A 16380-nucleotide genomic window follows, 5' to 3' on the forward strand; every position below is an offset into this window, starting at 1 on the left:
TGAGAAAGACAAGAGACTTAATCCCCTTTTTTGCTTCTGTTTCTCATGACTCATTTAGGATTGCTATAGGCATAATTAAAGCTAACTAGAATGATATCCCTAGAGCCTGATATGGGGGAGATGTTTTACATCTTTCTGCGGCTTTTGAATAATTCTTAATCCATAGATAATTATTACTTTTATGATCAAGTTTTGGTGGTGTAAGTAATTCTCTTGTAAATGGATTATAGCTAGCAGGAACAAAGCCAGAAATTTGAAGTAATGATTCTATTTTAGGATTAACTGTTTCCAGCATAATAGCTAATAGAGAATCACATTTTAAGATGTTTAATGCTCCTTGAATTACTTCTTCCTCAAATCCCTCAACATCAATTTTAATCACACTGGGTTGTAGGGTATTAAGGAGATCATCTAGAGATTTAACAGGTACTTCTATTGATTTTCCTGAATAAGCTTCATCAACCACTTTGTTCATCGTATCGTTGTCTGAAGAAAATATCACTGAGCCATTTTCTTTGCCCACAGCACAACAAACTGAATCAACTAAAGAATTGATTTGATTAATATTTACATTTTGTAGTAAATGATTAAAGGTTTTGGGAACTGGCTCAAAAGCTATACTTTTTGCCCCAACTACTCTAGAAGCTAAAACTGTATAGGAACCAATATTTGCACCTACATCCACAAATAAATCGTCTTGCCTTAATACATGCAAACAAAACGCCATATCCCAAAACTCATGAAGTCCTGTATAAATATTGCCTGTTGCGCCAGTCATTCCCAATTCAACTATCAGCTTTGCGTTGCCCATAAAGGGCATGACTACGGGCATTCTTAAAATTCTTGCTCCAACTTGCCACTTCAGCCATTGTTTAATAGCTAAAGATAGATTTTGGGAAGCTAGAGGGTGAGCAGAAATAAATCGTAAAGTTCTGAGTAATGATGAAATCACACATTTATCGAAGCGGAGTTTAATAATCGAATTTTAATATGAAATACGCGATGTGCAACTAAAGAATCAGGAATCAAGTAAATCTTTAAACTGTAAAAGATGAAGAGAATAACGATTGAGCCAAAAAAAGAGTATGAGCAAGAATTTTGCGATTAAGGCGAGTAGAGAGATGCTCCCTCCTAATTTGCACAAGTTATTTATTTTTCATTCCTTACCTATATCAGCAAAACTACGACAACGAGATGCACGGCAGGAATAACATAGTGGTATTGGAATGCCAGCCGCCAATGTTGTTACTCCTATTTTCTAACTCTTTTGGCTGTGAGTTTTTTTTGCAATTTCTTGGTTACACATCACGTTTAATAATTTAAATTAAATCTTTTTAAAATTTCAGAACTAACAAATTTTCTTACTTGGTTAGTTTTTAATTCTGTAAATTTTGATATGATGCTTGCGTATTTCAATATTAGTAATGAAATTAGCACATGGTATAAAATATTTTCAGGAGTGGGTTTCCACTTCAGATGCAATCCCAAACACAGGAATACATTCATTAGAAAATTGAGAATAGGAGCATGGACGAGATATAGTGTGTAAGATAATCCAGCAATTTTTTTTGAAAAATTATTTATAAAATCTGCTTTGAAGCTGTTATCAGAACTATCAATTATTATTTCTCGAACCTTAGAAGTGTCTATCGAAGATATAGTAGTAAAATAAATAATCAAAGAGAATACAGAACCAATTAATAATTCAGTCCAGAAATGTTTGCCTGCATTTTCTTTGAAAACTATCAAAATTATACCAATTAAAATTAATGATATTTTTTTATAATTCTTTGTAATAAAACTAAGAATTCTTTTATTCCTAGGTCTTGGCATAAAAATTGGAATAAATCCTAGCAACCATATAGTAAAGTATCTAATTATACTAGGATTTTTGAAATACAAAATAATTAAAATTGGTATAGTAAATCCTAAAAGAATTATTCTTGAATAGAGCTTATTATTGTAAATAAGCAATAGTAAAAGTGGAAAAATTATGTAGTACCAAAATTCATAACTTAAAGACCATAGAGGATAATTTGAACCAAAATTATTAACAAAAATATTTTGCAAAAAAAATGTATTTCCTAAAAAAGATATCAAATCTATATTTCCAAAGTTAACAGTTTGAATGGAAAAGTTATTAGATATTTTTTCAGATAGGATATCCCAGAATAATGTTAAAAACAATGATGGAATTAATACCACTTCTAATCTTATGATTCTATCGGTTAGATATTTTATCCAAGACCATCTTTTTGTGCTTAGCATTTTTAATATACTTCTAGATATAAAAAAACCACTAAGTACAAAAAATAAAATAACTGGAATCCTCCCAAATCCTGTTAAAAAATAAAATGTTGATACGATAAAATTAGATGAGTAGAAAGGGTCTAAAGAAGCATACGAAGTAAAAAAGGTATCTTTTACGTGATGAATCATCACAAATAGAGAAGCTAAGCCCCTTAACAAGTCTAAAAAAGAAGATTGCTCTCTATCTAAATCACTTAGGTTCATAAAGTAAATTTTTTAGATAATTATAGCGGTAGTAACAGCAGCAGGGTAAAAATGTTTGATATTTTGAAAAGCAAAATATTAGCGATCGGCTTGATGAGTGGGACATCGGTAGATGGGATTGATGCAGCGTTGGTGGAAATCAGCGATCGCCAAGGTATCCTTACCACTAACCTACTCGCAGGTCACACCTATGAATATGACGCAGATCTGCGAAAAGAAATCCTTGCAGTTTGTGCGGGGGAACCGCGATCGCTACAACAAATATGTGAGCTAGACGATCGCATTGCCGAGAGTTTTGCTCAAGCAGCGATCGCGATTATGGAAAAAGGCGATCACCTTCCCGATTTGATAGGATCCCACGGACAGACTGTATTTCATCGCCCACCCGCAAATCAAAAAATGGGTTATACGATGCAACTAGGGCGAGGTGCGTTAATAGCTGAGTTAACAGGGATTAAGACTGTCAGCGATTTTCGGGTTGCGGATATTGAAGTCGGGGGGCAAGGTGCGCCGCTAGTGCCGATGGTGGATGCTTTGTTGTTATCTCACCCTAATAAATATCGCGCTTGTCAAAATATTGGCGGTATCAGCAATGTCACCTATTTACCACCTAATGCAGGTTCAATTCCAGAACAAATATTTGGCTTTGATAATGGGGCAGGCAATGTCCTCATGGATATGGCAACCCAAAAATTATTTGGTCAGCCCTTTGATCGCGATGGCGCGATCGCGCGTCAAGGTAAACCCAATTTAGATTTAATCAATCAATGGCTAGAGCAGGAATTTTTTGCGACCACACCCCCCAAATCAACGGGGCGTGAATTATTTAGTCCAACCTATTTAGAAAAATGTTTAAGTGAGTTCCAAGGTTTAAGTAATTACGATATTCTGGCGACACTAACAGAATTTACGGCAAGGGCGATCGCCAAAAGCTATCATGATTTCCTGCCTGTATTTCCTGAGGAAGTTCTAGTCGGTGGCGGCGGTGGACGTAATGGCTATTTGATGGAGCGTTTACAGGATTTGCTCAAACCTGCGATCGTGCAGCGTACCGATGCCTTTGGTTTGAGTGGTGATAGTAAAGAGGCGATCGCCTTTGCAGTATTAGGATATTTGCGAATTAAAGAGCGCTATGGCAATTTGCCTAGCGTTACAGGTGCTAAGAGATCGGTGTTACTAGGCAAAATTTTTCCATAAAAAAAGCGGCGCATCGCGCCACTTTTTTTATGGATGAGAAGCTTTAAGCTTCTGCACCTTCTTCATCACCAGTGATGATTTCTTCATCAACATAGGCTTCTACTTCTTCAGCCGAGATTTCATACTCGATTTCTTCGATATCGCCATGACGACCTTCGTAGATTGCGTCTGCAAGCTTACCAACGATCAACTTGATCGAGCGAATTGCGTCATCGTTTGCAGGAATCCCGATATCAACGCTATCAGGATCGCAGTTGGTGTCAAGCAAAGATACGATGGGAATACGCAACTTTTGGCATTCTTGCACCGCGTTGTATTCGCGCTTGTGGTCAACGATGATCACGATATCGGGTGGCTTACGCATCAACTTGATGCCACCAAGATACTTGCGGAGCTTTTCCATTTCGCGGCGAAGGGTAGATGCTTCCTTCTTAGGTAAGCGATCCAATGCACCACTTTCATCGCGACGTTCGAGATCCTTGAGGCGATCAACACGGGTTTTGATGGTTGTCCAGTTGGTGAGCATTCCACCCAACCAGCGTTGGTTGATGTAATAGCTACCGCAACGGGCTGCTTCTTGAGCAATCAGACCAGCAGCTTGACGCTTGGTTCCAACGAACAATACTTTTTTGCCTTGCTCGGAAGCTTGGCGCAAATAAGCGTAGGCTTCTTCGAGGTATTGTGCAGTTTGCACAAGGTCAATAATATGAACGCCATTACGCTCGGTGAAGATGTAAGGCTCCATCTTGGGGTTCCAACGACGGGTTTGATGACCGAAGTGAACGCCCGACTCTAGCAATTGGGCTAGGGTTACGACTCCCATTTAAATTTTCTCCTGTGTTCGGGTTTGTCCTTGCGCCTGAGATGGAATTTAGTAGTTACAAGTAACTCTAAACACCCGAAACCTCAAGCGTGTGTTTTTTAACAGCTTGTCTAGGATAGCGCATATATGGCTAGATAGCAAAAGAGGCGATCGCCTCTTTTGCTACCGTCGATTAAGGTTTGGCATATTATCCATAAACCTTAAAAAGCTTGCAAATCAAGCTTTTTAAGGTTTATGGAGGGTTTTAAGAACAAGCACGAGGTAATTGATGGATACCTTATTCACCTAAATCCTATTAATAGCTTCATAGGATAAACCAGTCGATTCAGCAATAACTTCTATAGCTATATTCTGATCTTTCAATGCTTTAGCAACTTTCTCAATACCCTTTTCAATGCCTTTCTCAATACCGACTTTTTCTCCTTCTTCAAAAGCAGTATCAAAAACATTTTTTACTTCGAGATACTGGACTAAGCTCTTTTTGTATTGTTCGTACTGTTCTATATTTAAGTGTGATATTTCTGCAATTTCAAAACCCTTCTGAAAGATTGGTTCATTCAATATTGCGGGTATATGATTAAAACTTTCTAGGTTTTTTAAAAAATATAACCATTTATCGAAATGCGTTACCAATTCATTTTCTTGTTTATTGAATAACGGCATTTGCAAAAATTTAAAGTTTAATTTATCAAAGAAAATATCACCATCTTGGTCTTTTAAACATACATCGCGTCTAAATTTTGGCGTTGTATGTTCATCGTATTCAAAATCTAATATAGCTATGAAATAGATTGGTAGTAAATGAAAATTCCAATCACCTTTTTCAGATTGTTCTCTAATTGGAAAGGTGGAATAAAATAAGGCCCGATCTTTAAAATATTTAATTTTTGCTTTTTGCATTTCGACAATAAATTTATCGCCAGTTTTGCTTTCGCAATAAATATCAAAAATCGCCTTACGCTCTGTGACTGTATCGGCTAAGTTTTCAGGATTTTTAAATGCCAACTGCTGGATTTGATGATGTATTGGTAAAAGTTGATTGAGAAAATCAATGAGTAAATCTTTGCTACCTTCTTCGCCAAAAAGTTTTTTAAATCCAAAATCCGTATAAGGATTAAAGTATTTCGCAACCATAATCACTTCTCCAAGATTATTTTAATAAAGTATTCACTGAACAACTATGTATTTAGAAAATCTCATCTAAATATTTTCTGTGTAAATCAAATATGCTCTTAAGAACCTTTAATATATCATATTTGTTTTAGTATTTCTTTTATTTTATGATCATTGTAAGACACCTTGTTACCTGAAATTGTTATAGCACTCTGTGTAGTTAGTAAGCTAAAAATATCTGCTGGTGAATGAGGTGAATCTTTGAACTTATTTCTAATGTTATTCATCAGAGTATCTATACTTGCTGGTCTATTTTGGCTATAGGTAAGAAGATGGGTGCAATATATTTTGAGTGGTGAAACTAAAACTGTAGATTCATCTGTATTTTTTGTAGATGTAGTGGTTTTATTTTCTTCTTTTTTGGTACTTATCCGCTCAGCCGAACGACCCTGACTTTTAAGTAAATTGACAACATGATCTAAATCAGTATCATTTGAAATGATTACAAAATGAGTTTCCTTGTGCAACTGTTGCATTAAAACACCAGCAAAAAAGCAAATGCCAAAGTCTGCTGCATTTTTGCCGCCATTTGTCATTTTGAAAATCTTGAGCTTGTTTGAAATTACTGTTGTACTTAATGGAATAAGCCAATCAAGAGGTATTTTTGCTCCTGTTTGTGCATAGCAAATTACAACTTGAGAGAATTGTTCTAATTTTTCTTGCAGATGAGAAATTTGATCAGGACAATTTTCTAAATCAATCAATAATACTCTGCCTACCTCATCATCATCTTGATTGGAATTGTGGCTATCTTCGATCATCATTCTTTATAAATATTAAGTTGAGCCACAGTCTTGCAAACTCGTAAATCAGTTGCGAGACTGCGCTAAAAAAATTATTTTACGATTGGACTTTAGCCGCGATCGCCTTAGCAATCTCTTTTAATGCCTTAGCCGAAGCCGAATCAGGATGACCTAACACAATTGGCACACCGCGATCGCCACCTTCGCGAAGACTGATTTCTAGAGGAACACAACCAAGCAACTCCACACCAAGCTCATCGGAAGCCTTCTTACCACCACCAGAGCCAAAAATGTCGTACTGTTTATCGGGCATATCAGGCGGAATAAAATAGCTCATATTTTCGATGATGCCTAAAACGGGAATGCCCATATTTTGGAACATTTTTAAACCCTTACGAGAATCTAAGAGCGATACAGTTTGCGGTGTAGTCACGATCACGGCTCCCGCTAATGGTACAGATTGCGTGAGGGTTAGTTGGGCATCACCCGTACCGGGGGGCATATCCACAATTAAATAATCCAGTTCGCCCCAATTTGCTTGATAGAGAAACTGCCGAATCACACCATTAAGCATTGGACCCCGCCAGACTACAGGCTGATCCTTCGCAATCAAAAATGCCATCGAAATCGTTTTTACGCCATAATTAAAGGCTGGCTCCACAACATCAGTGCCATTCTCAGCCTTTACCACCTTTACCTGAGCAGCTTCGACACCGAGCATTAAGGGTACATTGGGTCCATAAATATCCGCATCAAGTAGACCCACCTTTGCGCCCATATCAGCAAGAGCTACAGCAATATTTACGGATATCGAGGTTTTCCCTACGCCGCCTTTACCACTGGAGATGGCAATAATATGTTTTACACCTTCGATACCTTGCAGGGCATTAGTGGGAGTTGCGGGAGTTGCGATCGCGGAACTATTGGCAATCACCTTTACCCAAACATCGGTAACTGTAGCGATCGCCTTAATCGCGGTTTTACATTCTTGGATTAAGGGATCGCGCTTGGGGCTATTGGGATCATTTAACAAAAGCGTAAAGCTGACTACCCCATTGGACTTAATGGCTATATCGCGCACCATATCCAATTCGATAATACTTTTGTGGCGATCGGGATCGATGATGGGTGTTAATACGTCCTTTATCGCTTGCAAGTCGTGTAAATCAGCCATAGATTTAGAAAATTAAAAATTAAAAAAATTGCTTATAGTGTCAAGATTTCATTAAAGCCCAAATAAGAGCCAAAGTTATCGATAAAGATTTATGCTTATGTAGAGATATTCTCTTACAGCATGGATTAAATATGCTGGGTCTATTAGTTATCTTTGGTTATCTTTGGTAAGTAATTCTCTAGGTCAGGAAATAAATAAATGAGTAATGAAGTAAAAATTATCCAACCTTCGGGAAGGCTTGATGTTACAACTGCGGCTGATTTTCGCCGCCAAGTTAACGATATTGCCTCTATTCCGCTTCCTCCTAAATACTTATTAGTAGATCTGCAAGAGATCACTTTTATGGACAGTTCTGGGCTTGGAGCATTAGTTTCGGCTTTAAAATCTATTCGTAACAGTAACGGGGAAATGGTAATTTGTGGGGCTAACGATCAGGTTCAAATGCTCTTTGAACTGACAAGTATGACTAAAATTTTTAAGATTTATCCATCTGCTGAAGAATTTAAGGCAACTCTAGCCTAAATTTTTAAGGCAATTTTCAATCAACCAAATCTCAAGATATTTTTTGAAAGTATAGCTGTGGTCACATGCATTAGGACAAATCAAAACTAGAAGTGAGTGGCGGCTTCTGAGGTTTCGTGTCCTAACAAGGCTGGCTATAGCTATATTTACTTGAGAAAGATTATCTAAAAATTTTCACTTTAGACATGAAATTCTACTTCGAGCAAAGATAAATCATCTTCAAAGGGACGATTATTTGCGGCGGCTTTGACACAGCTTAAAATATGCTCGATCCTTGATAAGCGATCGCTAGGAGTATGGATAAAAGCATCGATTAAAGCATTAAATCCCCAAATACTATCATCTTCTTGCGGAATCTCGTATACACCGTCACTAAATAGATATAGACGACTATCTGTGTCAATCTCGCAGGTTTGATCGTGGTAATCAATATTAGGCATCATCCCAATCGGTAAGCCAGAGGTTTTGAGCAGCTTGATTTTAGGGATATCGTCATTAGAAATTAAAACTGCGGGTGGATGACCACCGCTAGCATAGACAAGTTGGTGGGTTTGCTTGTTATATACCCCGTACCAAATAGTGAAATACATTTCGTTATGTACTGACATCTGAAATGTATTATTCAAGTCACGGAGTACTTGGCTTGGGCTAGAGAAATTAGTATTTTCCTGAGATGTAATGCTATTTCTCAAACTGCGGGTACGCATGATATTTAAGACTGATACCGATAGCAAAGCAGAGCCAACCCCATGCCCCGACACATCTAGCAAGTAAAGGGCTAAATGGTCCTGATCTAGCCAAAAATAGTCAAAGCTATCGCCTCCAAGTTGAGTGGAAGGCAAAAAGCTCGATTGAATGGAGATTTCGCCTTCGATTGGTGCAGGTAAAAGCGATCGCACATATTGAGAAGCTTGAAATAACTCCTGCTCAATTACCTGCTTTTGGCGTTGGAGTTCTTGAGTCGCTTGATAAAGCCTAAGCCCCGCTCTCACCCTTGCTCTTAGTTCATTAATGCGTGGTGGCTTGCTTAAAAAGTCATCTGCCCCCATTTCTAATCCCTTAACCAAATCCCCTTCTTGATCACGAGCAGTGAGCAAGATCAAATAGATGCTCGACAGTTTGAGATTGCTTTTGATCTGGCGACATACCTCTAGCCCATCCATAATCGGCATCATCCAATCACAAATGATTAGGGATGGATTGACTTCTTCAGCCTTAGCTAAACCTTCCTGTCCATCTTTTGCCAATATGACATCATAACCCTGACTCTTGAGAAATCTCTGAAGAGTCATTCTCATAGTGGGATCGTCATCAATGATGAGAATTTGAGGCATATTGAATTATCAAGATTATAAATCACCGTTAAGTGATGAGATTCTTCGATTCTCTAGATTGATACACCACTTAGGGTGCTAATAAAGAACCAAATTTTTTATAGGGCAGCATAGCTACTCTATAAAAAATTTGGTTCCTTATTTTACTCTACTTCTCTTACGCAACTGACAAAACAGCTAGACTGCTTTGCTTACTCATGTAAGTAGCTATTCCGCAATACTGAAGGACTTAGCAACTCTTGTAAATAAGTCTTTGACCTTATCCCATCTTTTTTCTGAGCTAGAAATATTCATGGTGTAAAGGTTGCCACGATTAGTTGTGACGGTTACGAGATCGTGGCGAGGTTCGCCTTGAAGACGCTTAACCGCGTACTCAAAGGTGTAGTATTTGCGATCGCCATCTTCTCTTTGGACTGCTTTTAGCAACTGGGCTTGGCGACCAGAGCCATCGGGAGCAACTACTCTTTGTTGAACTCGCAAGCCGATCGCATCCACCTCACCGATTTCTTCTAAGTTTTTAACAGTCTCAAGTTTGCTAATTGCTACAGAGACGTTTTCGGAAGGCTCAATGATGTCATGAAATAAAATGTCAATCGCTGAATTACCTTTAGTTTCAGTCCAGCCATTGGGATACAAAAAGCGGTAGCCATCTTTACTATCTGCAAATGGCACTAGCCCACTGGTCGGAGTACTAGCACAACTGGTAAGAAATAGGGCAAGAACCACAAGCAATGTAGAGACGGCACGTTTGAGCATAATTTAGAAAATGAAGATTAAGTAAAGGGAATAATTAAGGTTTTTTGATAAAAAGTCTTAATAAATCTTATCAAACAACAGTTGATAGTTAACAGTTTAACTGCTTTAGACGGTCTACCCCTAATAGGATACAGCACCATCGCAAACAATTTTTGGATAGATTTCTGGTCAAAAGCAACGCGAAGGGATTGTAAAACCAAAAGATAATTGCATCATAAGCTGACGCAATTATCTTTTGGTTTTATATCAGATTTGTAAAGTATTGCTTCAAAAGATTACACTTATTAACTAAAGGTATATTGCTATAACGGCTGTATGATAAGTTCTATACCGAAAGTCATAGAAAGAACTTGATTTAAGTCAATTCAATTTCGACACTTAAGTTTAAAAATCAACATTTTAATTCATATACTCAGTTCAAATAATCAAACGAGAGGTAACGTGGTGACTAGCAATAAATCTGTAACTCTTCAACAAGGCGATTTGAGTGACTATGTAACACATTTACAGTTGCATATGGCTTTGCAAGCTCGCAACCTCGTTCCAAATTTGAGTAGCGATCGCGCTCAAGATAGCCGCAGCAGAATGCTTTCAAGCAGTCAGGCTGATTTTGAGAAATTAGCTTCTCGCTTGTAAAATTTAAAGCTTTTAAGTAGCTAGGCATAATTAATTACAAACCAAAACCCATAAAGTTTCGCTCGTACGGGGCGCGACTCTATGGGTTTTGGTAATTTATACCGCCAGACAAGAGGCTTAAGCCTCTTGTCTGGCAAATTTTTTGGCACAATAGAAAAGTATTGCTTCACAGCAGTTAGCCCGCCTAACTGCCCTATGTCTATAAGTATTTTGAGGTGTCATGCAAGCTGAGACGTTAGAACTGTTGGAATGGAATCGTTTATGTCAGCATTTATCAACATTCACAACGACGAAGCTGGGGGCGATCGCGGCTGTACATTTGCCCATACCTGAGCGCTATGAAGAAACATTGAATCTGTTATCGCAAACAAAAGAAGCCTATGCCCTAGAAGAACGCAATGCGGGGCTTGCACTAGATGGGATTCAAAATATTACCGAGGCAGTATTACGCGCCGAGAAACAGGGGATATTGTCGGCAAATGAGCTATGGGCGATCGCCACGACTTTAGCGGGAGCCAGAAATTTGCGCCGCCAGTTAGATAATGCCGATTACTGCCCCAATTTACAGATATTAACTAGCGATTTACGCACCTATCCTGATATTGAGCAGGAGATTTATCGCTGCGTTGATGAAGGCGGCAATGTTTTAGATCGAGCTTCGGCGCGTTTAGGGGAAATTCGCGATGAATTAACTTCAGTCCGCGATCAGATTTTGACAAAGTTGCAAAATATCATGCAGCGTAATGCTAGCTCTTTGCAGGAGCAGATTATTACTCAGCGCAACGATCGCTATGTCCTCTCAGTCAAATCGCCTCAACGCGATCGCATTCCGGGGGTAGTACATGATACCTCTAGCACGGGCATGACCCTATTTGTGGAGCCGAATTCTGTAGTACAGTCCAACAATCGGTTGCGGCAATTGCTCAAAATGGAGCAAACCCAAATCGAGATTATTTTGGCGGCGCTAAGCTCTAAGGTCTCCGATATCGCCGAAGATTTGCAAAGATTATTAATTATTGTTACCAAAATTGACCTAGCCGTGGCTAGGGCTAGGTATGCCTATTGGCTCAAGGCAAATCCACCCCACTTTGTCGAGCATGGTACAAATGAGGCGATCGTCCTGCGGCAATTGCGACACCCCTTGCTAGTGTGGCAACAGCAAAACGAAGAAGGGCGAGAAGTCGTACCTGTGGATGTGTTAGTTTCGCCCCAGATTTCCGTAGTCGTGATTACGGGGCCGAATACGGGGGGCAAAACTGCCACCTTAAAAACCTTTGGCTTAACCGCACTCATGGCAAAGGCGGGGATGTATATTCCTGCGCGGGAGCCTGTGGAACTGCCTTGGTTTGATTTGGTGCTTGCTGATATTGGCGATGAGCAGTCCCTACAGCAAAATTTATCGACATTTTCGGGACATATTCGCCGTATTGGGCGCATTCTTGACGCAATTTCTGATCAATCTCTTGTGCTGCTTGATGAAGTGGGTGCGGGCACTGATCCCTCGGAGGGCAGTGCGATCGCCACCGCTTTATTGGAATATTTTGGCGAACATACGCGCCTGACGATCGCCACTACCCACTTTGGCGAACTCAAGGCTCTGAAGTACCAAAATCCCAAATTTGAAAATGCTTCCGTGGAATTTGACGATGCCTCCCTTGCGCCGACCTATCATCTACTGTGGGGAATCCCCGGGCGATCTAATGCCTTGGCGATCGCGGGGCGGTTAGGATTACCCCAAGATATTCTAGAAGCAGCCCAAGTGCGGGTGGGCATCGGTTCTGCCGAGATGAATGAGGTAATTGCCGAGCTAGAAGCCCAACGCCGCGAACAAACCCAGAAAACCCAAGCCACCGCCCATCTTTTGACTGAAACCGAACGTTTGCATCAAGAAATTTTGCAACGTGCCGAGCAGATGCGATCGCAGGCTAAGGAATTGCGCGATCGCCAAGAAAAAGAAGTCGCCGCCGCGATCGCCCAAGCCCAAAAAGAAGTCGGTCGCGTCATCCGCAAACTCCAAAAAGGCGAACAAAAGGGCGAACAGGTGGCTACCGATGTCCAACGCACCGAACAACGCATTGAAGAGTTAACCAAGCGACATATGCCCGTTGTCCCCGAAGAAAAAATTGAGGTACAGATAAAAGTAGGCGATCGCGTAAGAATTCCTAAATTCGGCAAAGTCGCACAGGTTTTGACCGCACCCAATAGTTCAGGAGAATTTTCAGTGCGCTTAGGTCACATGAAGCTTTCCGTCAGCCTCACAGATATCGAAATTATTAAATAAAACTCCCTATGTCCCAATTTTTTCAGTTTGAAGCCGATTTTGTCGCCTCCTTGCGTTGTATCCCCATGCAGGTACGCTACAAACTAGATACAGTGGGCATCAAACTCAAGCTGAACCATTGGCATAGTTTCTCCATTGAGGAGAGAAAAAATTTGGTAGAGAGACCCTGCAATACCGCCGAGGAAATTAAAAATTATCGCGAACATTTGCGATCGCTCGTTTTTAATCATTTCCAGACATATCCCCCTGATTTACCCATCGAGTCAGCACCTCTATGGATGCAAATAAATTCTATTCCCCAGTCAGTCTCTGATCATGCTCAAGAATTACATCTAGCGATCGCCCTATCCCAATGGCAAACTCTCTCATCGCTTCAACGCTTTGCCCTTATCAAGCTCAGTACCTCAAATCACGAAAACAACAATTTTCTACCTGCTTTAGAGGAATTTAATCTGAGATAGAACCAAAAAGCTAAAAATGGCTACGCCATTTTTAGCTTTTTGGTTCTATTAACTCCAGAAGCGAGGGACGGCGCACTCGCTTCTTAGGTTTTGTGTTTTAACAACCCAAAAAATAAATAGAGTCGGTGCAAAGCACCGCCTCTATTTATTTTTTGGGATCTTATGAGAGTTGACTTAGACGATAGCCAACACCATGAATAGTCTCAATCAAGTTGTGAGGAGCGCCAGCACCCTTCAACTTATTTCGCAGACTCTTAATAGTCGCATTAATCGTATCTTCCCTAGGTGGATCAGTAAGTGACCACACATGTTCGACAATCGTAATGCGCTTCAAGACTTGACGACCGTGATGGAGCAACAACTCTAAAATGTTGTACTCCTTGGGAGTCAAATGCACTGATTGACCTGTATAGGAAACCTCGTGCATTCCGGGATCGAGTTGTAGTTCCCCCCAACGCAGAACAGTGGGTTCGGCAATTTGGGCGCGACGCGATAAAGCACGAATTCGAGCCATCAACTCAGGAGGATCGATGGGCTTAACGACATAATCATCAGCACCCGCATCTAAGCCCTGAACCTTGTCAGAACTCATATCGAGCGCAGTCACCATCAAAATCGGAACATTGTTACCGTGGGCGCGTAAACGACGACATAGGTTAATGCCGTCTAGCTTAGGCAACATGACATCTAGCAGAATGAGGTTGTAATCGTCAGCTTGAGATTTCTCCCAGCCTTCCTCCCCATCTCTGGCGATATCTACAACACAGTGCTGACCAGTTAGAATTTCGGCTAACGTATCAGCTAAATTGGCATCATCTTCTACAAGGAGAATTCTCATTGGATCGAACAAGTCTTAATTATTTTAAGCTTCGACAGGTAAGTGATTACTATGTTAGCAGATGTGGTTTCAGGTCTATGAAGAATATAAGTTTTTCAAACTTTGCCAACATATTTTTTTGCCTGTTTCCTTGAATTATATATAAAATATAGAAGATTTTTTCGTGTATCAAAAGTTTTAAGCAAAGAAGCTACTCCCTAAAACCCAGAGATTAGTGGTGCGGCGCTTCGCACCGCACCACTAATCTCTGGGTGGGCTCCGTGTTATTTCCTTGATTTAGGTGACGCTGGTATCGTTGCTGAGTTAAATTGGGTCAGGAAAGAGTTAAAAAATCTTTGTTAAAAAATGATCGCCAATTTATCTACCTTTAAAACAACCGCTTCCCAAGAAATTTTTGCCAAAGCCAAAGACCTAATGCCGGGCGGTGTAAGCTCGCCAGTACGGGCTTTTAAGTCAGTGGGTGGTGAGCCAATCGTATTCGATCGCGTTAGTGGTGCTTATGCATGGGATATCGATGGCAACAAATACATCGATTACATCGGCTCATGGGGACCTGCGATCGTTGGACATTCTCACCCAGAAGTCATAGAAGCATTACATAAGGCTCTAGAAAAAGGCACCAGCTTTGGTGCTCCCTGCGTTCTAGAAAATCAACTTGCCGAAATGGTAATTGAAGCAGTACCTAGCGTAGAAATGGTGCGCTTTGTTAACTCTGGCACTGAAGCCTGTATGTCAGTACTACGCTTGATGAGAGCCTTCACTGGACGTGACAAAATCATCAAGTTTGAAGGGTGCTATCACGGTCACGCGGATATGTTTCTAGTTAAAGCTGGATCAGGTGTGGCAACTCTGGGTTTACCCGATTCTCCGGGTGTACCTAAATCCACTACAGCCAATACCCTTACTGCTCCCTATAACGATCTCGAAGCCGTTAAAGCCCTATTTGCTGAAAATCCTGATCAAATTTCTGGCGTAATCATTGAGCCTGTGGTCGGTAATGCGGGTTGCATCGTGCCAAAGGATGGCTTTTTGCAAGGTTTGAAGGATCTTTGTCATGCCAATGGCGCTTTACTGGTATTTGATGAAGTCATGACAGGTTTCCGTTTGTCCTACGGTGGCGCACAGGCTCGCTTTGGGATCACTCCTGACTTGACGACCATGGGTAAAGTGATCGGTGGTGGCTTGCCCGTGGGTGCATACGGTGGACGCAAAGATATTATGTCGATGGTGGCTCCCGCAGGTCCGATGTATCAGGCTGGCACTTTATCGGGTAATCCTTTAGCCATGACCGCAGGAATTAAAACTTTAGAAATCCTCAAGCGTGCTGGTTCCTATGATTACCTAGAGCAGATCACCAAGAAATTGGCTGATGGGATGTTGGCGATCGCCCATGAAACTGGTCATGCGGCTACAGGTAATCTCGTGGGCGCAATGTTTGGGATGTTTTTTACCAGCCAGCAAGTCTATGACTACGAAGATGCTAAAACTAGCGACACTCAAAAGTTTGCTAAATTCCATCGCGGTATGTTGGAGCATGGGGTGTATCTTGCGCCTTCACAGTTTGAGGCTGGGTTTACCTCGTTAGCTCACACCGATGCGGATGTTGCCGCAACTTTAGAAGCAGCCCGCGCAGTCTTATCTCAAATCCCTGCTTAGGAATGAAAATTTATAGCTGTTGCCATTCTTTTTAGGACACAAAGCTAGAAGCGAGTGGCGGCGCGATGCGCCGCCACTCGCTTCTGGGGCTTTGATTTGTCATAATGGAAGTGACCACAGCTATATTAAACCTATAAATTGTTGGGACGGACTTCGCTCGTCCCAACAATTTATGGGTAGTTCGGTTACAGCTTTCACAGAAATTCATTTACAATATCTACTAATCTTTCTAGGTCTACATAACGAACCATTACTTACTTTAGTTACGTTAT

The 16380-nt window shown here is 40.6% G+C and carries 15 protein-coding genes; 6 read left to right on the top strand and 9 right to left on the bottom strand.

Features of this window, described 5'->3' with window-relative positions; translation table 11 throughout:
- Positions 1–85: 85 nt before the first annotated feature.
- Both H6F42_RS00470 and H6F42_RS00475 read right to left on the bottom strand, forming a co-directional pair.
- Positions 86–952 (bottom strand): FkbM family methyltransferase, encoded by an 867-nt coding sequence (locus tag H6F42_RS00470; RefSeq protein WP_190397386.1) that lies wholly within the window; start codon positions 950–952, stop codon positions 86–88.
- A gap of 359 nt (positions 953–1311) precedes the next feature.
- Entirely contained in the window at positions 1312–2514 is a 1203-nt protein-coding gene (locus H6F42_RS00475; RefSeq protein ID WP_190397387.1) for an acyltransferase, read from the bottom strand.
- Between the two features lie 75 nt (positions 2515–2589).
- On the opposite strand from H6F42_RS00475, the gene H6F42_RS00480 reads away from it, so the two are divergent.
- Complete coding sequence (locus H6F42_RS00480) at positions 2590–3711, top strand: anhydro-N-acetylmuramic acid kinase (RefSeq protein WP_190397707.1); 1122 nt, start codon at positions 2590–2592, stop codon at positions 3709–3711.
- Between the two features lie 43 nt (positions 3712–3754).
- On the opposite strand, the gene rpsB is transcribed toward H6F42_RS00480, so the two are convergent.
- The 4 genes from rpsB to H6F42_RS00500 form a co-directional block, all read right to left on the bottom strand.
- Complete coding sequence (gene rpsB / locus H6F42_RS00485; protein ID WP_190397388.1) at positions 3755–4534, bottom strand: 30S ribosomal protein S2; 780 nt, start codon at positions 4532–4534, stop codon at positions 3755–3757.
- Between the two features lie 285 nt (positions 4535–4819).
- A complete protein-coding gene (locus tag H6F42_RS00490; RefSeq protein ID WP_190397389.1) occupies positions 4820–5668 on the bottom strand; it encodes an Rpn family recombination-promoting nuclease/putative transposase in 849 nt (282 codons plus the stop codon).
- 116 nt (positions 5669–5784) lie between these two features.
- Positions 5785–6471 carry a PIN domain-containing protein gene (locus tag H6F42_RS00495; RefSeq protein ID WP_242018284.1) on the bottom strand — a complete coding sequence of 229 codons (687 nt, stop codon included), beginning with the start codon at positions 6469–6471 and terminating at the stop codon, positions 5785–5787.
- 76 nt (positions 6472–6547) lie between these two features.
- Positions 6548–7624 carry an Mrp/NBP35 family ATP-binding protein gene (locus tag H6F42_RS00500; protein ID WP_190397390.1) on the bottom strand — a complete coding sequence of 359 codons (1077 nt, stop codon included), beginning with the start codon at positions 7622–7624 and terminating at the stop codon, positions 6548–6550.
- Between the two features lie 198 nt (positions 7625–7822).
- Here H6F42_RS00500 and H6F42_RS00505 point away from each other — a divergent pair, with 198 nt between their 5' ends.
- Positions 7823–8146 (top strand): STAS domain-containing protein, encoded by a 324-nt coding sequence (locus H6F42_RS00505; protein ID WP_190397391.1) that lies wholly within the window; start codon positions 7823–7825, stop codon positions 8144–8146.
- Positions 8147–8325: 179 nt separating this feature from the next.
- On the opposite strand, the gene H6F42_RS00510 is transcribed toward H6F42_RS00505, so the two are convergent.
- Together H6F42_RS00510 and psbP are read right to left on the bottom strand one after the other, a co-directional pair.
- The gene (locus H6F42_RS00510; RefSeq protein ID WP_190397392.1) at positions 8326–9480 is read right to left on the bottom strand and encodes a SpoIIE family protein phosphatase; all 1155 of its coding nucleotides are present in this window, start codon (positions 9478–9480) and stop codon (positions 8326–8328) included.
- A gap of 207 nt (positions 9481–9687) precedes the next feature.
- Complete coding sequence (gene psbP / locus H6F42_RS00515; RefSeq protein WP_190397393.1) at positions 9688–10236, bottom strand: photosystem II reaction center PsbP; 549 nt, start codon at positions 10234–10236, stop codon at positions 9688–9690.
- Between the two features lie 444 nt (positions 10237–10680).
- Here psbP and H6F42_RS00520 point away from each other — a divergent pair, with 444 nt between their 5' ends.
- From H6F42_RS00520 to H6F42_RS00530, 3 genes are all read left to right on the top strand, one after another.
- Positions 10681–10872, top strand: coding sequence for a hypothetical protein (locus tag H6F42_RS00520; protein ID WP_199288879.1), 192 nt, complete (start codon positions 10681–10683; stop codon positions 10870–10872).
- Between the two features lie 220 nt (positions 10873–11092).
- Positions 11093–13153, top strand: a complete 2061-nt coding sequence (locus tag H6F42_RS00525) for an endonuclease MutS2 (protein ID WP_190397395.1) — start codon at positions 11093–11095, stop codon at positions 13151–13153.
- Between the two features lie 8 nt (positions 13154–13161).
- Entirely contained in the window at positions 13162–13614 is a 453-nt protein-coding gene (locus H6F42_RS00530) for a nitrate reductase associated protein (protein WP_190397396.1), read from the top strand.
- A 160-nt stretch (positions 13615–13774) separates the two neighbouring features.
- Here H6F42_RS00530 and H6F42_RS00535 read toward each other — a convergent pair whose 3' ends face one another.
- The gene (locus H6F42_RS00535) at positions 13775–14452 is read right to left on the bottom strand and encodes a response regulator transcription factor (protein ID WP_190397397.1); all 678 of its coding nucleotides are present in this window, start codon (positions 14450–14452) and stop codon (positions 13775–13777) included.
- 348 nt (positions 14453–14800) lie between these two features.
- On the opposite strand from H6F42_RS00535, the gene hemL reads away from it, so the two are divergent.
- Positions 14801–16108 carry a glutamate-1-semialdehyde 2,1-aminomutase gene (hemL, locus tag H6F42_RS00540; RefSeq protein ID WP_190397709.1) on the top strand — a complete coding sequence of 436 codons (1308 nt, stop codon included), beginning with the start codon at positions 14801–14803 and terminating at the stop codon, positions 16106–16108.
- Positions 16109–16380: the final 272 nt, after the last annotated feature.

It is taken from the genome of Pseudanabaena sp. FACHB-1998, assembly GCF_014696355.1.
Classification (GTDB): Bacteria; Cyanobacteriota; Cyanobacteriia; order Pseudanabaenales; family Pseudanabaenaceae; genus Pseudanabaena.